Source organism: Mycoplasma sp. 1781, assembly GCF_053851675.1.
Map to the genome: position 1 here is coordinate 26287 of NZ_JBSQBC010000003.1, position 24266 is coordinate 50552.

The window sequence follows — 24266 nt, forward strand, 5'->3', positions numbered from 1 at the left end:
TTATATATAATTTAACGTTTTTTAGGTTAAACAAGTCTTTATAAGTAAACACATTTTTAATAAACATTAGACATTGTTTAATTTTTCAATGACCTGATTATAAATTTCACTATAAAGTTCATTATTTGTTTGTAACAATAGCGATAAATTAATTTGACCTTGGGCAATATTTTGGCCATTATAGTTATATCATGAACCTTTACGAGAAATAATCATAAATTCCTCTGCTAATTGAATAATCTCATTAACCCTTGATACACCTTTTGAAAATACAATTTCAATTTGTGCACTTTTGTATGGTGGGGCTAATTTATTCTTAACAACCTTACATTTAATTTGATTCCCTGTTATATCACCGTTGCTGGTTATATTTTGTGACTTTCTTACCTCAAGCCTAATCGAGGAATAGAACTTAAGCGCCTTACCGCCAGTTGTAGTTTCTGGATTCCCAAACAACACTCCAATTTTTTCCCTTATTTGATTAAGAAATATAATCGTTGTTTTATTTTTAGATAATGTACCGGTAATTTTTCTTAATGCTTTCGACATTAATCGAGCTTGAGCACCAATTGTTTGGTCTCGCATTTCGCCATTTAGTTCAACTTCCGGAACTAATGCAGCCACTGAATCAATAACAATCAAATCGACTGCACCGGTTTTGGCTAATCTGTCAGCTATTTCTAATGCCTCTTCACCGGAATTTGGTTGAGCTAGAATTAAATTTTTAATATCGACGCCAAGGTTTTTAGCATATATTGGGTCAATAGAATGTTCAGCATCAATAAAAGCAGCAATGCCGCCATTCTTATGAATTTCGGCAATTGCATGTAATGCTAATGTAGTTTTTCCACTGCTTTCAGGACCAAATATCTCAACAACTCTGCCTCTTGGTCATCCACCAATTCCGAGAATATTATCAATGTTTAAAGAACCGGAACTAAAAGTTTCTGGAATTATGTTAGGTTCTTCTCCTAATAACATAATTGATTCCTTACCAAATTCTTTTTCAATTTCCTTCAAAATTTGATCAATATTAACAACCTTTTTTATGTTTGTTTCATTCATATTTTTGCCTCCACTAATATTTTGCAATACTCGCTTTTAAAGTAGGGTATTTTAGGAAAAAATAGCGAAAACAGATGAAAAAAATATAAATTTGAATTATTTAGAAACAGCAAAAACTTGCTCAAGTTTTTTAATTGCTCAATCCTCAATTAAAAAGGAAAATGTAACATTTTTAGTATCATTATTTTTATAAAAAGTATCAATAATTTTGTATGAATAAATGCCCTTTATTGACTTAATTTTTTCAATGATTTTTTCAACAGTTTCGTGTTTATTTAGTTCAAAAGTAATATCCCTTGTTTTTATAGGTTCATGTCGATAATTAATAAAAGTATTAGAATCATTTAATAATTTATCAAGCATTATTTCTGCAAAAATATAATCTGAGTTAATAATTTGGGGATGAATTTTAGCTATATATCCAATCATTTCTGACCCTAGATAAATAACACATGATGCGTTGGGATGAAAAATTGTGCTATGTGTTTTTTTAAACTCTAATTGTTTATTAGTCAATGACATAACATCTTGTTTAATTTCAGCAAATGATTTAATATTTGAACAAAGACCCAAAATATTCATTTTGCGCCCGATCATTCCGATATCAAAATAAGACCCTTTTTTAAAACCTTGTTTCTCATTATGAATAGCCACCTCATTCAAACTATGAATAAATGATAGACGAACCTGCGAGTGATCATAATTTTTTGCATCCACTGCATTCAAAATTTCTCTGATATTAAAAGGATCGAAAATGTTGTCCTCAGGTTTTATTAGTGTATATGTTCTAACATTTGAATAATTTTTATTTGCTAATGTTCTATAGTATTCATAAACGTTGTTAATATCATAATTTAATCTTGTTATTTTAGGTTGTTTTAGTGGAAAATTATCATAACCATAAAATCTAAAGACCTCCTCAACGAAATCTTGCAAAGTATTTAAATCATAGCGATAAGTTGGAAAAACAACAACTGATTCATCATTTTTAAATTTAAAATCAAGTTTAGATATTTTCTTCATTACCTCATTAAACTTTTTAGTTTTATTAATTGAAAACCCTGCGCATTTATTCAAATATGATTTATCTATTAAGATGCTCTTCTTGTGGGTTTTGGGAACATTGATTTGATGCGAGTAATCAGTTAAATATTGAGCTAAAAAATTATAAGCCAAAATCAAAGAGCCATCCGATATCTCACGGCTTGCACGCATTGATGAATTTGTATTTAATTTGATTTGCTTAGCATTTTTTCTAACACTCATAATATTAAACGAAGCAAGTTCAAATATAACTTTTTGAGATTCTTTCTTAAATTGATATTGTTCTAAACCTATAGTAGCAGCAATAGATATAGGCGTTTCATTATTAAATACACAAAGTGCATTTTTTAATTCAACTTCTTTATTACCTAAAATATTTAGCTTACCGCTATAATAATCAACATTAAACACATTTGATTGCAGGTCTTCTTTATTATAAATATGACATGGGACGCCGGCAAATAAAAGCACTAAGTTGGTAAGGTCTACAGCATTATTAAATGTTTTAATGTTATGTCTTCATAATAGCATTTGTTCTTGTAATGAACATCTTAAATTGCTATTAGACGCTTCAACCAATGAAAAAGAATGAGTATCATTTAACTTTTTGACCTCAAATGAAGAAATCAAGTTAGGGTTTGCCTTTTTTGGTCATTTTATCTCGGTATCAAAAAATGCCGCTAATTCTCTAGCCATAACAAGATAACATTGCGCATCAGCACGGTTAGAAAGAATTGAAACTTCAATCATATAATCATCTAAATCAAAATAGGTTATTGGGTCGATATTTAAATCTATTTTATCTAATTGAAATATTTGATTGCCAAATTCCTCTGGAATTACATTCGAATTAAAACCCAATTCATCCAAACTCACAAACATACCTTCCGAAGTAATGCCTTTCATTTTTCTTGGAGCAAAGATAATTTCTTTACTTCTTGAACCAGGAACAAAGGAAAGAACATACTGACCTTTTTTCATATTGGTTGCAGTTGTTTGAATAATAGCTTTATGTCCGTCACTATATTCAACCTCGCACACTGTTAAACGATCGGCTTGAGGATTCTTGTATGTATTTGTAACATGACATATTTTTATACCTTCAACATCACTGAATTTATAATATTGTTCCACTTCAAAACCAATTGAATTTATTGCTTCAACAACATCCTCGATAGTATGAGTTTGTAAATTAGCTAGTCTACATAATGTTTTAAATGAAAAAATCATATTCTTAACTCCTTAAACCTCTATTTAAATTGATTTAAAAATCTTTTATCATTGGTATATAACTCTCGAATGTCTTCAATACCATATTTAATCATTGTAATTCTCTCAATTCCAATGCCAGCTGCAAACCCGTTCATCATATTAGTATAACCAGCAGATTTTAAAACTTTATCATTTAACAGGCCTGCTCCCAAAACCTCAATTCATCTATTTTTGAAAAAAATATCAACCTCAACACTAGGTTCTGTAAATGGAAAATATGATGGACGAAGCCTAATTTTTATGTCTTCCTCAAGTACATAAGAAAGCATTTCTTTCAATGTATACATTAATGACGCAAAGGAAACATTACCCACGCTCACTAAATCAAGTTGTGTAAATTGGTGAGTATGTGTTTTATCTTCTTCATCATTTCTATAAACCTTACCAATGGCGAACTGTGAAAATTCCTTATTAGCAAATTTCTCAAGTGCACGAGCGCTTATTCCTGTATTATGTGTTCTTAAAAGCTCATTATTATTTAAATATAAGGAGTCCTGCATTTCTCGCGCTGGGTGTGATGCAGGAATGTTTAAATTCTCAAAATTATATCTATCATTTTCAATTTCAGAATAACTTAGCTCAATATAACCATTAAATAAAAGCCACTCTCTAAATTTTTGAGAAACAAGATTAACGGGATGAATTGAACCTTCATTTTCAACAGGAGTGGCATAATCCACAAAATCTTTTTCTAGTTGTTTTTGGATTTCTAAATTATTAAGTTTATCCTTTGCTATATCAAAAAAGTCTTCTGCTCGTTTTTTTAATTCTTGAATTTTTTTACCTATTTCTGGTTTTAATTCCTTAGAGGCTGTTTTTAATTGCTCCATTAATTGTTTTAATTCAGGAGAATTATTAAATTGATTTTTAATATTTTTTAAGTCTTCTAAATTATTGATTTTATCCAAATTAAACATTATTGTTCTCCTTTTTTTTAACTATTTCTCAGTATTGTTTAACTTTCTTTTCTCAACCTTGGCCTTGATATTCATATGTCTTTAAATTTATCAATTCATTAGGCAGATACTGTTGCTGGACTCAATGATAAGGATAATCATGAGGATACTTATATTTCTCTTTTTTAAAACTTGCAGACAAATTAAATTCCTTAAGATAGTAAGGAGGCTGATAAATTAAATTACGTTCCAATATTTTTTTAGTTTGTTGTATAGCAAGATATCCTGAGTTTGATTTGGGGCTCAAAGAAATATTAAGAATCGCAAAACCAATCGGCAAATAACCTTCTGGTAATCCTAATCGCTCGAAACTTTCAATTGCTGCTAGCGTTTGTGGGCCTACCATTGGATTTGCTAACCCAACATCTTCATAAGCAGCGCATAACATTCGACGAAATAAATCGCTAGTGTCTCCAGTTTTTAAAATTAATAGCCCTCAATACAAAGCAGCATCAGGATCGGAACCTCGCAATGACTTATGAAAAGCACTTAGCAAATCATAATGATTATCGGCATTATTATCACTTGCAAAATTTATTGAGGGGACCAACTCTTTAATTTTTCCCAATGTAATATTATCACTTGTGCTAAGTTTACTTATAAGATCAACAATATTTATGGCTCCTCGAAAATCGCCGTTAGCCTGTGTGGCAATAAAATCTTGTATTTCAACATTTTTTAATCAGTCGAATTGCATTTGTATAGATATCTGTTGTAGTCTTTTTTTAATATCTTGTTGCGTTGGAAAATCCATTTCAATAATATGAGTTCTTGAACGCAATGCTGGTTGTATTTTAAAATAAGGATTTTCAGTAGTTGTGGCATAAATGGTAATAAAACCGTCTTCTAAGTAAGGCAACAAAATATCTTGTTTATCTTTATTTAATCTATGCAGCTCATCAATTATTAAAATGTCATTATTTTTGATTTTTGTAAGTAAATCATCCTTCTTATCAATAGCAGCATTAAAAAAATCATAATTAACATTCATTTGATTAGCAAGAATTGAAGCTATTGTAGTTTTACCACAACCTGGTTTACCATAAAAAATAAATGAAGAAAGGTCTTTATTTTTGATTATAGAATTGAAAAGGTTTCTTTTAATTTTTGAACAAACAAAATCATCTAAATTATTAGGGCGCAACTGATTAGATAGGTTTAATTTCATATTACTAATTATAATTGAAATTAAAAAACTATAAGAATATTCTATGATGGTGTTTTAAAAGCAACTCTCATTCAATTTTACCAATAAAAAAGCGCACACTTTCGTGTGCACTTATTTATAAAATAAATTTATTTTGTTTCCTGTGTTGTAGTATCAACCACTGGTTTTGGGGTTGCTTCCTTCTTAACAAATTCTTTTTTAACTGGACCAATATAAGGCAAAATAGCAACTAATCTTGCTCTTTTGATTGCCAATGCTACCGCTCTTTGGTGCTTAGCACATGTTCCAGTTATTCTTGAAGATATAATTCTTCCTTGTAGATTTACTAATTTTGATAATAGTTCTTCATTTTTATAATCAACATAAGCAACAGGTAATTTATTTGAACAAAATTGACATGGACGTTTACGAACGAATAATTTCTTACGAACAATTCTCGCCATTTTTTTCTCCTTTATTTAAAAGTCTCAACTCAAACCATCTATGGCATCATCAACATCACTTGTATGTTCCGTAGATGCTTGTTCACTAGTTGGAACCTTGTTATTTTCTTCATTGGAAATGCTAAACTCTTTAAAATTATTTTTTCTTCTAGCCTCAGTAACTTCTCGCGATTCAAGAGATTGTATTTTATCAGCACTAACAACATAATTATTAATTAATTGCCCATTTTGATCAGTTGTTCTTGTTGATTGGAAAGTTCCCTCAACTAGCATCAACGACCCTTTATCTAAAAATTTGTTAATAAATGATGCATTGCTTCTTCACGCTACGCATGGAATAAAATCCGCAACAGGTTCAGAGTTAGGCGTCGAATATGTTCTAGTTACAACAATTGTAAACCTTGAATATTCAACACTTGAAGCAGTAATCCCCTTATATGGCTTTGAAGCTAGTCTTCCGACTAAAATAACTTTGTTCATAACTTTTGCCTCCAATAAAATAAAATTACTATTTAGCCACTGGTTGTTGTTTTTTAATGTATGGTCTTCTTTGTTCATTTCTTCTATCATTTGATGTTGCTTCTTTGCTTTCATTTTTATCAAATGGTCTTCTATTTTCAAAATTTCTTTTTGTAAATCTTCTTTGTTTTCTTGGCTTCAATCCTTTTTCTGAATTTAAATTAATAATTAATGATCTAATAATTGACTTATCAATATTAAATTTTCTTGTTAATTCTTTTATTAATTCAGGTTGTGCACTTGTTAAAATCAAGAAATATGTTGCACGTGTTAATTTGTTAATTGGATACGCTAATTCAGTTCTCTCTAATCTTTCGAATTTTGTGTTTTTTTCATCTAATACTGAGAATATTAAATCCTTAACACTTTCTTCTGTTGATGTAGGGTTAACTAGAATCATAATTTCATATTTTGACATTATAGTTCTCCTTTTGGACTTTTGGGCCTTTATATTTGGCCAAGGAGTCTCACCCTTTTGTTAATAATTTTTTAAAATTAAAATATTTTAACCTAATTATTTTACTAGAAAATATAGGGATTTTTTCAATATATAAATTTTATGGTTAAGTTACACAAAACACAGCTATTTTTCAAGTTCTTCAAGAATTTTCTTTGTTGTTTTAAATTGAAACTTTGCGACGTTATATAATTCAGAAATCCCAAATTTCTTCACAAAACTAACTCCTTGTTTAATAACCAAATCGCTTGCTCCAAGTATAAAATCAAAGCCATCATAATTAGCTTTTTGAGCTTCCATCTTTTTAAGAAGAATATATCTTGCTAAAATGGAAGCGCAAGCCACGGATAAAAATTTATCCTCAGCTTTTGTTTCTTGTACCAAACTAATTCTCTCAAAAATATTCTTCTTGATAAGATTCTTATTATAAAGGTTTGCTATATGCTCATTGAACTTATTCAATGTTGTATATTGGTCAATAACAACTTTTTTATTATTTTTTACAATATTCTGCAATCTATCAATTGAATTCATATGAATAAGAGTCTTAACTGCATTATTATTAATTCCAAACTTAATCAAGTTATTATAACCCTTCTGGCTCATTGTTGTATCTTTAAACAAAACAACATTATTTTTGATAATGTATTCAGCAATCCCCATTATCTTAGAATCACTAAGTTTTTTACTATCCTTAACGCCAAGATTTTTAATTAATTGAATATTTTCTTCCGGAATAAAACAAGCAACTGAAACAATAGGAGCAAAATAATCGCATACTCCCGTTTCATCAACGCCAATATAATCAGAATCTTTTGTCATCATATTATTTTTCGTCTTTATTATAAAAATTATCGGCTTTTACAGTTTTTAAATTCTTCTTTGATTCATTTTTTAGGTTCTTAGCCATTTCAATATATTTATCTGGATTATCTAAAAATTCATCAATAAAGTATCCAACCGCTCCTTCTTTATTTGTTTGAGGCATCACAACTGTCGAAACCTTCTTAATTGCTTGCTCAGCGTTCGCAGGGCAAACTCCCACATTACCGATTTCATACATGCTCAGATCGTTATATGAATCTCCCATTACAATGGTATCGTCAATATCAATGTTGTAATATCTCATCATTAAAGAAATAACCTTACCTTTATCAACTCCAATAGATGTAATATCAAAAACAGGGCTTAATCCTTCACCTTTTGATCAAGATGAAAATTCGCCAAGATCTCCATATCTTCTTTTTAAATATGTTAATAAATCAAGAACATCAGTTGTAGGTTGACAATCAAAAACTATTCCTGTTGGTTTTAAGGGTAATTTTTCCAAATTTATTGATTCGCGGAATTTTGTAGCTTGATTAAAACCAAAGACCTTCTCTAGGTTCGGATCTCTATGCATTAATTGAACTCAGTCCGGCCCTTCAATAGCATAATTTGAAATTTCTTTTTTAACTTTTTGATCACCTAAAATGTATAAAACCTCATTCAAATCAAGATATGTTATTGTTGGTATAAAGAATGGATCTGCAGGATTATGTATATGAGCTCCATTATAATTACCCACAATAGCGTTTAATCCAAGTTTTTGATAAACCGGCATTGTGCTTCTTCATGGTCTACCAGTTATGATAGATACAATATGTCCTTCCTTAATAGCTCTCTTGATTGCTTCTTCTGTTTTAGGGTGAATAGTTCCAGCACCAGAATCTGCTAACAATGTACCATCAAGATCAAGAGCAAATAAAAATCTTCTATTATTTGATTCTTTATTAAAAGCCATTTTTTTCCTTTCTTCAAAATTTAAATATTTATTTTCTTTAAAAATAAGGTAGAAAATAGAAAATGAGACACATAGTCTCTCTTTCTATTTCTTTGTTCCAAAAATACGGTCACCAGCATCTCCTAAACCAGGAAGAATATAGTTATTTTCATTTAATTCTTCATCTTTTGAAGCTAAATAAATATCTACATCAGGATGCTCAATATTAACCTTGTTAATCCCTTGTTCAACACCAACCAAACATATAAGTTTAATGTTTATAAAACCTTGTTTTTTTAATCTACTAATAGCATCGCAAGCCGATGAACCTGTTGCCAACATTGGGTCAACAATAATTACATAGCTATCTTTCTCAACATTAGGAATTTTAAAAAAATACTCAACTACTTTTGTGGTTTCCTCGATACGATACATTCCAATATGACCAACTCGAGCTTGTGGTACTAAATCCAATATACCATTAACCATACCAAGACCAGCACGCAATATAGGAATAATAACAATCTCCTTATCCAATTGCTCGCCGTGAAAAATTGAACCAGTTGGTGTTTTGACCTCTAACGGCTTAGTTTGATAATCTCTTAACATTTCATAAACCATTAAAGATGCTATTTCATTAAGATTTTGCCTAAACTCATTATGAGTGGTGTTTTCGTCTCTCATCTTTGTCAACTTAGCATTGATAAGAGGGTGTTGAAAAATTTTTACCATATTTTGTCCTTACTTATTTGTTAAATTTTTAACTAGTAATTTGAACTATTATCTACTTTACCTTCGATAATTGTAACTGATTTTGAGGTACCTAGTCTATTAGCGCCTAATTCAACCATTTTTAATGCATCATCCTGTGATTTGATTCCACCAGATGCTTTAATTAATAAATTATCCTTAGCGACTTCCTTCATAATTTTAATATCTTCAAAACTTGCTCCTCTATATGAAAAACCAGTTGACGTTTTAATAAAATCAGCACCTGATTGTAATACTATTTCAGTTGCTTTAGCAATTTCTTCATTTGTTAGTAGTGCTGTTTCAATAATTACTTTTAAAACTTTATTACCACAAACTTCTTTAATTGCTTTAATTTCATTAAGAACATATTCATATTGTTTGTCTTTAAAACGCCCAACATTCATAACCATATCAATTTCATCTGCACCGTGTTCAAGAGCGATTTTTGTTTCAAAAACTTTAACACTTGCAACGTTATATCCTAATGGGAAACCAATAACTGTGCAAATTAAGACATCAGTATTTTTTAATTGTTCTTTTGCGTATTTAACATAAGAAGGCGCTATACAAACAGATTTAAAGTCATATTTTTTAGCCTCTTCTATTAATTTATCTATATCTTTTGTTGTTCCTGCTTGACCAAGGAAAGTATGATCAATTAACTTATTTAGCATTTTTTTCTCCTATTTTTTGTTTTTTAATTACATTAATTTAGTTAGAACTTCTTTAGTTTCAAAAGGTTTTGAACCAAACTCAATTTTATCTATTAAATCATTAGATAGCTTTTCATCGATTGGTTTAGATGAATATAAAGTAAATAAAACATCACCTTTTTTAACAAAATCATTTGTTGTTTTATTTAAATAAACACCAGCATCAAAATCAATATTATCCTCTTTTTTGCTTCTTCCAGCGCCGAGCTTCATGGCCACTAATCCAAATTCAATAGCTGAATTAATTTTTAGATATCCTTCATTTTGTGAAATGATTTCAAACTTATATGTTGGATTAAATCAATTAGATTCATAAACTTCATCAACATTTCCGTTTTGCGCTTTAATTCATTCATTGAATTTTTGCAATGCTTTACCATTAGCGATAACTTCTTTAATCATTGCTCTGGCATGTTGCTCATCTTTAGCATTATTTGAAATAGTAAGCAATGTAGCACCCGATGAATATATAATTTCGGTAAAATCTTTAGGACCCATACCTTTTAAAGTATCCACTGCTTCGAGAATTTCAATTTTATTACCAATAGCACGGCCAAGAGGTTTCTCCATATTTGTAATTTCAACTGCAATCTTTTTGTTTAATTTTTTACCTATTTCAATCATTAATTTACCAAGTTTTTCAGCTTGATCAATATTTTTCATAAATGCCCCATTACCACATTTAACATCTAAAAGTATACAATTTGAACCTGTTGCTAGCTTTTTAGACATAATTGATGAAGCAATTAAGGGTATGGATTCCACAGTGCCTGTAACATCACGTAGTGCATAAATCTTTTTATCTGCTGGAACTAGTCTCTCGTTTTGTCCCACTACTGCAATGTGATGTTTTTCAACAACAGTCTTAAATTGATTGTCCGTTAGAGATATCGTATATCCGGAAATTGATTCAAGTTTATCCAATGTTCCGCCAGTGTGTCCTAGGCCACGGCCAGACATTTTAGCAACTGTAAGACCAAGCGCCGCTAGTATTGGACATAAAACAATACTTACCTTATCTCCAACTCCGCCCGTTGAGTGCTTGTCAACAATAGTTGTATTTAAATATGACCAATCAATTGTGTCACCCGAATTTATCATTGCATTAGTTAGATACGATGTTTCTGTTTCATTTAATGAATTTAAACGAATTGCCATAAGAAGGGCTGAAGCTTGGTAATCAGGAATATTTCCATTAACATAGTTTTCAACAAAGAACTCTAATTCTTCCTTTGTTAATTCTTCTCTATTAGCCTTCTTATTTATGATATCAATTATTCTCATTATTGAAAATCCTTAGCAAGTGCAAGAGCAATTTTCATCATTCCATTAAATGAATTTTGTCTTTCTTCACTAGTTGTAAATTCATTTGTAACTAGATTATCAGAAATTGTTAATAATGTTGCAGCTTTTTTGTTTAATCTTTCAGCAACAGTAAATAAACCATATGCTTCCATTTCTGCACAAACCGCACCACCAGATGTTTCAATTCTTTCGCTAATAGTTTTTTCTGTATAAAATGCATCTTCACTTAAAATTCTTTCAAAATGAACATCCATTCCCAACTTTTTAGCATAATCTAAGATCAATTCATTCAAGTCATGGCTTGGTATTGCGATATTATTTTTATCCCCTTTAATAATTGAACTTCTAAAAGCTGTACTTTCGCTATATGCAGATGATGCAAGAACGATTTCATAATTTTTTAATTCTGCTTTAAACGATCCTGCTGAACCAATTCTAACGATTGCTTCAACACCATATTCTTTAAATAGTTCATATGCATAAATTCCGATTGATGGAACACCCATCCCGGAAGCGCACACAGAAACTTTGTTTCCTTGATAAAAACCAGTATACATTAAGACATTTCTTACATTAGAAACTAATTCAACATTTTCTAAGTAATTATCAGCTATATACTTAGCTCTCAAGGGATCACCAGGCATTAAAACTAACTTTGCAAACGCATTTTCTTTAGCATTTATATGAGGTGTCATAAAATCTCCTTTTTTCTTATTTTTTTCTTATATATTTCCATATTTTTAATTACATTAAAAATTTTATTACAAAATTAGTTTTTAATTATCTTTATGATATATAAAAGTCCTAACAAATTTGATTATTATCATTTATAAGTGTAGCCCCCTCATTAATTAAATCAATATTTTGATCTTCACTTAAATGATCTCTAAAGAGTAAGCATTGCACATCTTTACCTTGGTCAAGAAACTCATTAATTGTTCCGTTATATTTTTTTTCCAATGAAGAAAGCAAAATTATCTTTTGACATAAACAAGCGTTAATTCTTTGTCTACTATAAAATGCATTTTTAGTTATGTGATATTCACTAGGATATTCGGATATAATTAAACAGTTATCATTTAAAAATTCTTTTAAATTTAAATTGTTTTTAGCATATTCAATTCCACATGGAAGCAATATAATAACCTTAAAATTACGCTTCAAAAATGTTTTTAGGATTTTTTGCTCTAATCCAGTCCAATATAAATTAATAAACACGCTATCATTGTCATTTTTGTATTTTTCTATATATTCAATTATATTTTTTGTTTCATATGATCCTGTTAAGTAGATGCATTGTTGCCTATTGCTTTGTTTTAAGATATTAAGATTTCCTTCATAAAATAACACAAATGGTGGCTTAGTTATATTTAAAAGTTGTTTAGGGTATTCATCATCTAAAATAGTTATAAATTTTTTATTTTTCTCATGAATTTTAAATTTAAATGTATCAAATTCTTCTTCTTTAATTTCTTCCTTATTTTTTATTGCCTTATAAACATCGTTTCAATCACCTTTGTATTTAAATATAAAATATAATAGTATTTCGTTCATTCGTCCTCCACATATAAACATAATATGCTAAGAAGATGATTTCTTCAATCAAATTGGGAAAAAACAGAGAAAATAAAAAGACACAAAAATGCCTTTTTATAAAAAGATGAAATTCCATATGCTATATAAAATACATCTCCAATTTTTATCTAAAATTTCGCTAATAACACAACAAAAAGTATACTTAAATGACGTTATAATATTTATTTTTGCCTATTCTAGTGTATTTCAAATCATTTTTGTAGTCTCTATTCTAATTTTGTTTTAATAAAAAATTTTTATGAATTACGCTTGCGAAATAGTAAATTTTAAAGAACGATAAAATTACAAATAATGATGATGATAGAAATAGAAATGCTTCTAATACTTCTAGATTTTCATAATAAATTATCGAAATGGCTTTGTGCTTTGGATTTAAGAATTCAGTCGGTTTATTGCTTTTTAGTTTTCATAAAAGAACATCAATTGCATTGAGTAAGGTTGCATCTAGTATAACTGATATCGATAATAAAATTATGTTAATTGCAAATAATATATTAATTATTATAGTGTTCATTTTAGATATAGTTTTTATTTTTGATTTAAAACAAATATATAAGATAACGGAAAATGTGATTAATATTATCCCTAAAACTAAAATTGTGGCTCTAAATCCACTATATCAAAATATTGCTACTGCTTCCTCATGTTTAATGACTTGAGGATAAGATTGCCGGGCTTCATAATCCAAAAAATACTGCGTATATAGAAGTGTTATAATAAAAAATAAAACTACAAATATTGTATAAATGGTTAGTATTGCTATTCATTTTGATTTAGAATTGTCTTTATTTTCCATTATTTATATTCTGTATATCTTCTTTCTAATGATGAAGCAAAACCAAATATTACAAATATAATGTAAGCAATAACCAAAATAGTTACAATAGCAATAATTATTTTCTTCTTTTTACTCATTATTTAATATACCCCTTTTCTTTTAGTAAAAAATTCATTTCATTCCCATCATATTTAACTCCATTATAATTAAACATTTTTTTCTAATTTATCTCTTTTCTTATTATTTATTACAAAATTATAATCTCCAGTAACAAGGCATTATAGTTAGTATAGGTAATAATAATTTCATTCTTTTCATAATTGTTCCTTTTTAACATCCATATATATTTAATTTTATTCCAAAATATAATGTAGATACCCAATTCACTAAATAATGAAAATTAGTGACTTATTTTTTGTTAAAAAAGATAAAAGGCTTTAGTTTTCGCTTTTATCTCTATAAATTTAATTTTTATATAGTTCTTAAAATTAGACTAAATTTATCAACGCCTAAAAATGCTGTGCATAAAAAAATAAAAAGGCACAAAATGCCTTTTTGCACGATAAACCGCTTTTTGTTCTGTAAATTAACAGCGCCAACTATTTATCTAAACATATTAAAATAATATGCTTCCCGATCTTTATTCATTTATATTAATCAGGTTCCCCTACCAAAATTTGGGTTTCTAACTCATGGAGTTTACATCGTTGCACCTTAACTAAATAAGCTCGTCTCTGTTGCACTAGTCGTCAATTATTTAAATAACTGCCTAGGCTTATTTGGCCTAGCATGATCACTACTTGCATCGCAGCAAGTGCTAGAGCGGATTTTCCTCTACATAAAATAATTATGCAGCAGTTGGCTGTGCATAATTATTTTACTCTATTTTTATTTTTTTAGCTAATTCCTAATAGAAATCTTCGGGATTAATTTTATCAAGTCCAGACCATGATGAATTCGAACGCTTATTATTTAATTTCATGAATTTACCATAACCGCCTTCTTTTAAGGTTAGTAAGATATATTCTTTTTTAGAAATCTCATATGCTTGTCCGGCCTCGCTAATCTTATATTTAAATCTAGTTAAATTGCCCTTTTCTTTATCATTATAACCAGAACTAGTAATTAAATAAGTAATTGATTCAGGACCATAATTACTATCATCAAAGTAAGTTCATGACTTGACAAATCAAAAACCAGATTCACTTACTGCATAATTAGTAAATTGACGACGATCAATATCTTTTGTAAAATAGCTTTGCATACCTGAAAATTTAGAGCTTAAAAACGGAATGGCCGAAATGTTAGTTCCTTCCTGGATCTCTCATAATAACGAACGAACACCTGTATATAAATTAATTTTTCTTTGACTCACATCACGTTGAGCAATATCTGTTTCACGCCCAAATGTTTCAAAAAGAATATAATCAATCGCTACCTTAAAACGATATAACGCCTGCCATTCAGGTGTCTTAGATCTGACTTTAAAACTACTATCTTGAGTATTTTTATTCTTATAATATTCAATACTTAACATTTTAAAGATTTCATTAATCAATGACAGTGCATCAAGGTCGGGAGAAATATTATCTGGATCATCATTTTGAATGTTGCTCGTTGAAGTCGAATTGCTTAATTGTCCAATACTTACAAAATCAAGTAGAGTATTAATATTGGTACGCTTTGTTGGATCGGGATTCATATTAATGTTTCGCAAACCATTATATAAAACCGAATCCTTTAAATTACTTTTTCCAAATAATAGATTTATAAGCTTAATCAAGCGAGCCCCATTAATAGCCTTAGTTTCACCAACAAAAGAAGCAATAATCTTAAGATCATTAAATGAAAATCCGGCCTTAATTTTTTCAATGGCATCAAGGAGTCATTTGACTGGTTCAAATATTGAGAAATTTTTACTATAGCCAACAATATGATCGATAGTTCTCTTAACAACTTTTCGTTTATAAAAATCAGTTTCGATTAATTCTTTAAAAATAGCGCTAATTAATTCTTTGATAAATGAAATGTCTTCGGCTGTAACATTTTCCAATTTTAAATAATTTAATACATGACCAATAACAATCTTCATTAAATCATCGTCTTCAACAACTGCTTCCAGCACTTTTGTTACATTATCTTTTAATTTTTGCGAAACTTTTTCTAATGTTTTAGTTACTATTTCACCAATATTTGTTGCTTGGACTTTTGGTTTTGTTAGAAAATCAGATATAACATCGCTAATTAACGTTTTTAAAATTGGTTTGTCTACAAATTTATCAACTATAGTTTGTAATTCGGACTTAGGTATTAAATCTTGTTTTATTTCTTGCCATTTTATCTTTTTAATTTGGTCTTTAAAGATTGTATGAACAACCTCGATTATTGCTTCCTTGCCAACAGTTTCGCTAGAATCAAGTGAACCATTCAAGCCAGTTAATACATTGAATATTGTGCCTTCAATATTCTTTAAAAACTCTTTTTGTTCATCAGAAATAACTGGATTTAGCACATTTTGAGTGTTATTAGATATTGTATGTTGGTTGTTTATTTGATTAGTCAATTTTGGTATATTTCTTTCCAAATAATGATATAAAGAACTAAATTCTTTAACTAACTGTTCTTTTGATATGTTATTTCCAATAAGTGATTTAAACATATCCTCTATATTTTGGGATGTAAATAAAGCCTTTCAATCGATTTTCTTTAACCCTGAAATTATTTTTGATATCAATATATTTTGATCAAAATGGCCCTTTGAATCAATAATATCAATGTCAACAAGACTCTCAAAAAGCTTACTTATTATGTCTGATACAATATTTTTATTACCTAGATTTTTAATAATTCTGGTCCCTAAGTTAGCAATATTTTCAAACTCGTCGCTAGTTGAATCAAATTTTAATTCTGAATGAATTGCATTCAACACAAATTTAACTAAACTATTAATATACGCTTCATCAGAAGTGGCATTAGAAACAATTTTTTTAATAAAGTCACTGATCGAAGACTTATTTAGGTTCAAAAGTTTCTTAATTAATTCATTTATATTATGAATATTCTCTAATGATTTTTGGTCTAAGGAAATTAGTGTATTAATAAAGTTAGTTATAAGGTCCTTAGTATCGTCCTTATCAAAGATAAATTCAATAATCTTTTCTTTTGTTTTGTTAGCAAAATCTCGAGCGTTTGAGTCAACTTTTAAAATAAGATTTGTTAAAAAGTCTAATTTAGTTTTTACATACTCTTTTATTTTTGGAGATTTACGTATCTTTTGAACTAGACTAGGAATTTCTTTTTTGATAGACTTGCGATCAGAGGCATTTAAAATTGAAAATCCAACTTTAATTAATCTAAAAATATCATTTATATTTATCTTAATTCCCTCTTTTTTATTGAACTCAACAATTGTTTTATTCTTTGATTTTTCTTGCAAAGTAACAGATGGAGTAGCAAAAAGTAACTCTAGCTTATCAAAATTATTTATAACTAAAAGAATAATATTAGCTAAGTCATGCGAGTCTAATCCTGATAAGAATTGGTCTAACTTATCTATGTTTATTTTATTAAATATACTAATAAAGTCGAACGCACTATTAAAGTTATATTTCTCAAAATTGAATTGATATTGGTTAATATTTTTAACTAATAATTTAATAGCAGATTTAGTTATAGCATTGCTTATATTAAGATCTGGGAGGAAATTAATTGCCTTGTTAAATATTGCTTTTAGCGATTCTTTTTGGCCGTTTTTAAATTCAATGCCATTAAGTTTTTCGGCAACAAATTCAACTAAGAAATTAGCAATTGATTGCTTTAATTGTTCGCTTTCTTTTGATAATAAAATATTATTTAGAATCAAGTCTACCTTTTTAATTATCCAATCCTCGTTAACTATGAAGAAATTCTTAAATCAGCCTTCAAAAGAATCTGCATTCTTTAGGACATCCTCAAGCAATAATTTTTCAATAATTTCATTGATATTTTGTGAAACAAGATCATTATATTTTAGATTAATAAGATCTTTCGTGTCTTTAATTATTGAAGTAAGAGCCCCTTTTGAGTGTTCTCCTAAATTTAAATTAGATAAATTTATATTATCAAACATATTATTAATCAATTGTTTAGGATTAATATTTTTTAAAATAAATTCTAAAAACTCTTTTTTGCCTAACAATACTTTTAAAGTTTCTACAAGTTTTTTTTCACCTAGTGCCTTCTTGTCTTGTTTTATAATTAAAAGATCAAAAATTTGTTCTATATTTTCCTTATTAAAACTAAATGTTTGTTTAAGGGCATCACTCAATTTTTTTTGGAAATCAATATAACTTGATGTATCTGTTAATTCGCTGAGTTTTTCTTCCAAATTCTTCTTTAATTTATGGATTAAAGGATTGTTTGGAATAGATTTTAATAATGATTTTAGGTAATTAAGAACTATTAGATCTTCATTGGCGCTAAATTTTATGTTTGCTTGTTGTTTTACTAAACTAATTAGATATCTGGCAATCACATCCAGCAATTCCTCGTCACCCAATATACGGTCTAAATTGGTTTTAATGAAATTTAATAAATTATTTGTTTTAACATTTTTAAATAATTTAATCAGAAGTTTATTTGCATCTAAAACTATTGGTTTGTCATCGGCAAATAAACTATTTAAAATCAAAACTAAACCTTGTTTATTTTCTTCGTTTAATAAAAGGCTATATGACTTGTTAATAATTAGACTAGCTAATAGTGAATAATCTCCTTTATTATTTAATATTTCCTTAATAACTGTCTGATTGCCATTTTTAAGAGATTTAGATAGTAAATCAGATAAGAATTTCTTAAAACCTTCATTTTCTTTTAGATCGTAGATAGCATCAACTAAATAAGGTATTAATTCCTTCTTATTTTCAGAAGAAAGTTTGTTCAATATCTTTTGAACTATACCTAAAATTTTTTCAACATTAATGTTTGGAATAGTTTTTTTAGTTGGTTCTTGCAATGAAGATGCTGTAGATTCATCATTTGTTGGCTTCTCGTTCAAAGCAAAAAGATGCACAGCATTTAGAAGAAGAGTTTTTAATAATGTTTTTAGCTCATCTTTTGATATCTTGTTAATAAAGAAATCCTCAGATGCTTCAACAATTTTTATAATATCTAAATCATCAATAAAGTCAACAATTTTTGCTCAGTCATATTTATTAAAATCAATACCAAATTTCTTGATATTTGAAGTCATTGTATTTAATAAGCTTTCGATCAATGGCCCAAATATTTTTTTATCCTTAACAAAGGCAATTGCTTTTTTGACTATCGATTTGATGTTTCCTTGTTCACTAACACTTAATTTTTTGTAATTAATTTGAGTAGAAATTAAATAAACAACTATATCAACAGTTTTTTGCTCGCTTTGTTGATTAACCAAAATAACATTGTTTATTATGTCTAAAATAAATTCCTTCAAAAATTCCTTATTTTCATTAATTAATAAGAAAAATAATTCATTTAAATTTTTTACATTTTTAATTTTTTCATTTGAAACTGAATTTTTAATTAATTCCTTAATTTTTGGATTTATCTTGTCATCTCATTTTTTAATTATTAATGCCAATACATTATTTAATAACCCTTTAACATCATCTCTAACATTTTGGGGCAGCTTTGCAAAATCAATCTTTTTAGGGATATCCGCAACAATTTTTTTAAGATTTAGCTTGTCAAGAATAAAATCAACATTATTTTCATTTTTTAAAAATATTGATAAAACATTAATAAATTTGTTAAATCCATCTTTTTCTTTTGTATTCTTTAGGCTTAAAAAATCAAGAAACATTTGTATTACACCGGGGTTTGTTGATTCAATCAAAAGATTGCTTAATTCTTCTTTTAGATATAAACCCAGCTTATCAAAAGTGTCAACTTTTGATATATCAATTTTTTTAGTTATCTTCTTAAAATTATCAATAAAGTGTTTAAATAAGTTTGAATCCTTAATGTTTCTTAAAATGCTTTGTATATAAGTTTCGATCAGTTCTTTTTCAACATTGGTTAGTTTTACATTTAACGATGAATTAATGTATGAGGTAAGAACATTCACTAATAATTTAGTATTTTCCTTACTCGATATTTGTTGCAATAAAGTCTCTACTAATGTTATCAATCCATTTTCTTGTACTCTTTTTAAGGTTGAAACAACAAAAGCAAATAGTGAACTTTTGTCATATAGCTTACCATTATCAACAATGTCATTTACCAAAAATTTTAGCTTATCAATAATTATCTTATTATTAACTGATTTATATAATGAAGAATAACTAGACTTTACAAACTCTTCTATATTATTAAATTCGGGATTTGCTGATAGTATTTGTTTCTCATAACCTTGTTTTTTAATGAAATTAATTAATGGATGTATAACAACATAGTCCCCAAGCCTATCTAAAATTTGGTTAAATAAGCTACCCTTTGCAGTGATATCGTCAATCAATAATGAAAATAAGTCTTTTATATAGTTCTTACCTGTTATATTCAAAATGTTATCAGAATTATTTGCAATATTTCTAAGCAATGTAAGCATAGCTTCTCTTGTTTGATCATCAAGCAGGTTACTTATATTATTTGAATTTATTATGTTTTCTGCTTGCACTAATCCAACTCCGAGATATTTTATTCCATTATAGTATTTATTAAGATCAATATTAGGCGTTCTAGGAACATTGCTAATTAGAGCAAAAAAGACACGATTATTTTTATTGGCATCCTTTGTATTAAATAGCAACCCCTTGACAAATGCTTTAATAAATGAATGTGTATCTAACAACTTATTATCTTTGTATGAATCGAGTGTAGTTTCTACAAAAAGATCAAGAAGTTCATATGAATACTTAAAATCCTTTAGATTTTCCACTGTTGTTTGAATGAAATATTTAATGTCATCAAGTCTTTCTTGCGGCACTCTATAAACATTTTTTAAGGAGGTTGCAATCTTATCAATAATCCTTTTTAGAGATCCTTTATCTTTGATTAATCAATCAACAATTGCTTGAAATAGAGAAATAATTTCTTTCTTAGAGTCCCTCAAAATATCATTTATAAAACCATCAAAATTAGTATTAGCAAAATATAATTCGCTTTTGCTTAATAAATTATCCACTGCCTTATTAACAAGATTATCAAATTTTACAACTATATTTTTATCCATTGTTTTCTTATCTCATAATAGCAATAGCTCTTGTGGAAATAGTTGCTTAATAGATTTGTTTGAAAATAATATTTTAATTAATGACGCTAAATTTTGTCTAATAAAAACTTTATTTTCAATTTTAGATAAATAGTTAGAATTTAATACTGATTTTAAGATTAAGTATATACTGTTTTTATCTTGAAATTCTTGCGTAAGAATTTTCCTAATTTCAGATGTTAAAGTATTTTGAGGAGATTTTTTTGCCAATAATTGTGAAACCTTGATATTTGCCTTATTAAGAAAGTGTTGAACATAAACTGAATCAAACAGCTGTTCAAATAATGAAACTATTAAATTATTTTTATGCTTAGATACCAATGAATTTATTAATTCATTAAATCATGTTTTTGCCTCTTTATCATTAATGCCAATAATTGAAAGAACGTTATCAATAAAAGTTTTAAGTTGTTCATTATTTAGCATTTTTATTTTACTACTAAATTCAGCCAAAACAGTTTGAGCAAAAACATTGCTTGATTCAGAAGCAATAAGACTACTATTTTTTGAATTTTTTTCAAATGGATACGGTTTCTTAAATGTATCTACATTATTTCCAACTACTCCAAAAATTAATGATTTAATTGTTGTTGCTTTTTTTATAAATGAAATTGCTTTATTGTGATTTGAAAATTCATTGTTGTTGAATAATGAATTATATTCTGTAATATTTGTAGACATTTTTGCAAATATGTCTTGCGCAAGTTTTTTATAACCGTTGACACTTGGAAAGATACTTAAATAATCAGTCGAAAATTGTTCAGCATTTTCATAAATGCTATTTTCAGATGAAAAACTATAATAGTTTAAACTCTCACTGTCGGCGATATTGCTAATTGTTTTATTCAATAAATCTGTTGTTATTTTCAAAATGTTATTTTGAAAATTACCTTGAATATTGATAGTATGAATTAAGGGCGCACTATATCCAATTAGATTGATATTTATATTAGGATTTATTTGTTTTATTTCCCTAACTATCTCTGTATAATTTTTTGACAATTGTGCAATTCTTGCTGAAATAATTTTATTATAGCCTACAATAAATTGATTTTCTTCTTTTTTATCTTTAAATTGTCTTAACACTAATGACAAAATTTCATCTTTCTTAAAGATATCATTAAATCCTAATGAAATGGTTATAAAATTTGATTCTTTAATATTACTAATAACCTTTTTACTATTCAAATTAGCATTATACAAACCTAATTTTTTATTTAGATTTATTACCTCATTAAATTCATTTAAATTGCTAGTATTGGTTGGTTTTAATAAATGCAATCAAGCATCAGTAGTAGAATAAGATAAACCCAGATTTTCATATCTATTTAATATTGTTTCATCATCATTGATTAGCGAGATTGAATTAGCTAAATATGAGGCATATGAAATTCCGTATACTTCATTATCTTCTTTGCTAAAAAAGTTATTACTATGAGCATTAAAACTATTATTATTTCCAGCTGCATAATCATCACCGATGGCAACATAATTTATTTTTCCGCTAACTGGTTTTTGAATATTTTTCTTTTGAATTTTAGGTTTTGCTTGATCTGGTGCTTTTTTATTATCACAAGAAATAGAAGTAATTGGGATTACTAATCCAAGTGATAAACCAACAGTTATTTTAGTAACTTTTTTAATCATTTCTTTCGTTTTCATGAGAAACCTCCTAACCAATCGATACATCTTCATAGATATATTGATAGTATTCTGGTGCTTTTCTTCCTCGACCAAATATTTTGATAGTCTGAGGAATACCAAATTGTCCAATTATCATGATAAAAATAAGACTTAATTTGCCAGCAATATGCAAGTTGTGTGAATTTGAAGATAGTCCTGTTGTCAAACCAGTATTGCCAAAAGCTGAGCATGCTTCAAATGTTGCAAAAATAATTGGATAATTAACATCACCAATTTGTTTAGTTTGAGTCGGAAGAGTTGAATAACTAACAATTGATACAATAAATATCAAGACAATAGATAGAGTAAAAACATTGACTGCTTTAATAAGAGTTTCCTTACCAATTTGTCTCTTAAAGGCGTTAATTCTACTGCGGCCAGTCATCATTGTAACTATGCTTAGAAAAATAACTGCTATTGTTGTATTTCGAATACCACCTGCAGTTGAAACTGGTGAAAAGCCGATAAACATAAGGATGCTATGTAATAAAACGGTTGAGTGTGTAAAATTATAGTAATTTACAGTCAAAAAACCAGCAGATCTAGTTGAACTAACTTGAAAGTATATAGCAAATAGTTTGTCGCCCACAGTTCCATATTCCTTTTGATATCAAAAAGTAGTTTCTGATTTAGAACTATATTCCAATATAACACTTATGCTAAAACCTAATACAGTAGTAATTAGATAAGTTATTATTGTAAATTTAGTGAATAAATTAAATCTATGATGTGGTTGGTCTAACTTGACTGATTGAATTTTTTTTCATATATCATAGATCACCGGGAAGCCTATTCCGCCAATCAAAAAGGTTATTATTGTCACTATTTGAAAAGCATAATCATTATAAAAAGGTTGTAAACTCTTATTTCCAAACAAGTCAAATCCCGCATTATTTATTGAGCTAATCGCATGAAAAATTCCATACTTTAATGATTGAAGAAAGTTATTATATGGTATCTCATTAGCCTTCAAAACGACTTTATTATTAAACAATAAAGGGCTAGTTTCTTTTAACTCTTGTGTTATAAAATTTGAATTTGGTCTCAAATATAAAAGCATTGTAAAGATAAATGAAGCAACAGCAGTTGTAATAATTAAGAACGAAATTGCTATCTTAATCATCTTTCTTGTTTCACTAACAGTTATAGAACCTCTTTCTGTTTGAGAAACCATATTGCTAAAGATGTTAGATCTCAAACCCAATATAGATTGAAAAATGTAAATCTTAAATGTAAATATTCCAATTCCGCCAACAACCATACTTAAGGCAATCAAAAACTGGCCAAAGGTATTAAATGTATCGGATGTGACTAATGGCGTTAGCCCGGTGTCGCTAAATGCTGATGAAGATACGAAAAGTGCATCTATATATTTAACTGGTTCCTTTATATCGGCCTTATGGGATATGTTTCAGAATAACAAAAGTGACATAAGAATAGTAAATAAGATATATATTATAAAAATATATCTTACCACCCCAAGCTTACGTAAAAATCTTAGGAAAATATTAGTTTTTTTAG

General features: G+C 28.0%; 17 protein-coding genes and 1 other RNA gene. 1 reads left to right on the forward strand and 17 read right to left on the reverse strand.

Annotation, left to right across the window (positions count from 1 at the left end; genetic code table 4):
• Window positions 1-66: 66 nt before the first annotated feature.
• The 14 genes from recA to ACWXVP_RS00715 all read right to left on the reverse strand — a co-directional run bounded on the left by recA (window position 67) and on the right by ACWXVP_RS00715 (window position 13011).
• Window positions 67-1065: a recombinase RecA gene (recA, locus tag ACWXVP_RS00650; protein ID WP_456012610.1), complete on the reverse strand. Its 999-nt coding sequence runs from the start codon at window positions 1063-1065 to the stop codon at window positions 67-69.
• Between the two features lie 96 nt (window positions 1066-1161).
• Window positions 1162-3339: a phenylalanine--tRNA ligase subunit beta gene (locus ACWXVP_RS00655; protein WP_456012612.1), complete on the reverse strand. Its 2178-nt coding sequence runs from the start codon at window positions 3337-3339 to the stop codon at window positions 1162-1164.
• A 20-nt stretch (window positions 3340-3359) separates the two neighbouring features.
• Window positions 3360-4298, reverse strand: coding sequence for a phenylalanine--tRNA ligase subunit alpha (pheS, locus tag ACWXVP_RS00660; protein ID WP_456012614.1), 939 nt, complete (start codon window positions 4296-4298; stop codon window positions 3360-3362).
• Window positions 4291-5505, reverse strand: coding sequence for an AAA family ATPase (locus ACWXVP_RS00665; RefSeq protein WP_438340392.1), 1215 nt, complete (start codon window positions 5503-5505; stop codon window positions 4291-4293). Before ACWXVP_RS00665 ends, pheS begins: the two co-directional genes overlap by 8 nt.
• A 128-nt stretch (window positions 5506-5633) precedes the next feature.
• Window positions 5634-5948: a 30S ribosomal protein S18 gene (gene rpsR, locus ACWXVP_RS00670; protein ID WP_438340393.1), complete on the reverse strand. Its 315-nt coding sequence runs from the start codon at window positions 5946-5948 to the stop codon at window positions 5634-5636.
• Window positions 5949-5963: 15 nt separating this feature from the next.
• Window positions 5964-6518: a single-stranded DNA-binding protein gene (locus ACWXVP_RS00675; RefSeq protein WP_456012616.1), complete on the reverse strand. Its 555-nt coding sequence runs from the start codon at window positions 6516-6518 to the stop codon at window positions 5964-5966.
• Window positions 6457-6885 carry a 30S ribosomal protein S6 gene (gene rpsF, locus ACWXVP_RS00680; RefSeq protein WP_456012618.1) on the reverse strand — a complete coding sequence of 143 codons (429 nt, stop codon included), beginning with the start codon at window positions 6883-6885 and terminating at the stop codon, window positions 6457-6459. The genes ACWXVP_RS00675 and rpsF overlap by 62 nt, the downstream gene beginning before the upstream one ends.
• A 165-nt stretch (window positions 6886-7050) precedes the next feature.
• Window positions 7051-7749 (reverse strand): ribonuclease HIII, encoded by a 699-nt coding sequence (locus ACWXVP_RS00685; RefSeq protein WP_456002350.1) that lies wholly within the window; start codon window positions 7747-7749, stop codon window positions 7051-7053.
• A gap of 1 nt (window position 7750) precedes the next feature.
• Complete coding sequence (locus ACWXVP_RS00690) at window positions 7751-8707, reverse strand: HAD-IIB family hydrolase (protein WP_438340397.1); 957 nt, start codon at window positions 8705-8707, stop codon at window positions 7751-7753.
• Between the two features lie 84 nt (window positions 8708-8791).
• Window positions 8792-9418: a uracil phosphoribosyltransferase gene (upp, locus tag ACWXVP_RS00695; RefSeq protein ID WP_456012620.1), complete on the reverse strand. Its 627-nt coding sequence runs from the start codon at window positions 9416-9418 to the stop codon at window positions 8792-8794.
• A 32-nt stretch (window positions 9419-9450) separates the two neighbouring features.
• On the reverse strand, window positions 9451-10113 hold the full coding sequence (deoC, locus tag ACWXVP_RS00700; RefSeq protein WP_438340399.1) for a deoxyribose-phosphate aldolase: 663 nt from the start codon (window positions 10111-10113) through the stop codon (window positions 9451-9453).
• 27 nt (window positions 10114-10140) lie between these two features.
• Window positions 10141-11436 (reverse strand): thymidine phosphorylase, encoded by a 1296-nt coding sequence (locus ACWXVP_RS00705; protein WP_438340400.1) that lies wholly within the window; start codon window positions 11434-11436, stop codon window positions 10141-10143.
• On the reverse strand, window positions 11436-12152 hold the full coding sequence (deoD, locus tag ACWXVP_RS00710; RefSeq protein ID WP_438340401.1) for a purine-nucleoside phosphorylase: 717 nt from the start codon (window positions 12150-12152) through the stop codon (window positions 11436-11438). The genes ACWXVP_RS00705 and deoD overlap by 1 nt, the downstream gene beginning before the upstream one ends.
• 109 nt (window positions 12153-12261) lie before the next feature.
• The gene (locus tag ACWXVP_RS00715) at window positions 12262-13011 is read right to left on the reverse strand and encodes a DNA-processing protein DprA (RefSeq protein WP_438340402.1); all 750 of its coding nucleotides are present in this window, start codon (window positions 13009-13011) and stop codon (window positions 12262-12264) included.
• Between the two features lie 395 nt (window positions 13012-13406).
• Between ACWXVP_RS00715 and ACWXVP_RS00720 the strand changes: the two genes are divergently transcribed.
• The gene (locus tag ACWXVP_RS00720; protein ID WP_456012622.1) at window positions 13407-13718 is read left to right on the forward strand and encodes a hypothetical protein; all 312 of its coding nucleotides are present in this window, start codon (window positions 13407-13409) and stop codon (window positions 13716-13718) included.
• 671 nt (window positions 13719-14389) lie between these two features.
• Here ACWXVP_RS00720 and rnpB read toward each other — a convergent pair.
• The 3 genes from rnpB to ACWXVP_RS00735 all read right to left on the reverse strand — a co-directional run bounded on the left by rnpB (window position 14390) and on the right by ACWXVP_RS00735 (window position 24177).
• Window positions 14390-14701, reverse strand: an RNA gene (rnpB, locus tag ACWXVP_RS00725) — RNase P RNA component class B.
• Between the two features lie 37 nt (window positions 14702-14738).
• Window positions 14739-22724, reverse strand: a complete 7986-nt coding sequence (locus ACWXVP_RS00730) for a hypothetical protein (RefSeq protein ID WP_456012623.1) — start codon at window positions 22722-22724, stop codon at window positions 14739-14741.
• A gap of 10 nt (window positions 22725-22734) precedes the next feature.
• Window positions 22735-24177, reverse strand: coding sequence for a TrkH family potassium uptake protein (locus tag ACWXVP_RS00735; protein ID WP_456012625.1), 1443 nt, complete (start codon window positions 24175-24177; stop codon window positions 22735-22737).
• Window positions 24178-24266: the final 89 nt, after the last annotated feature.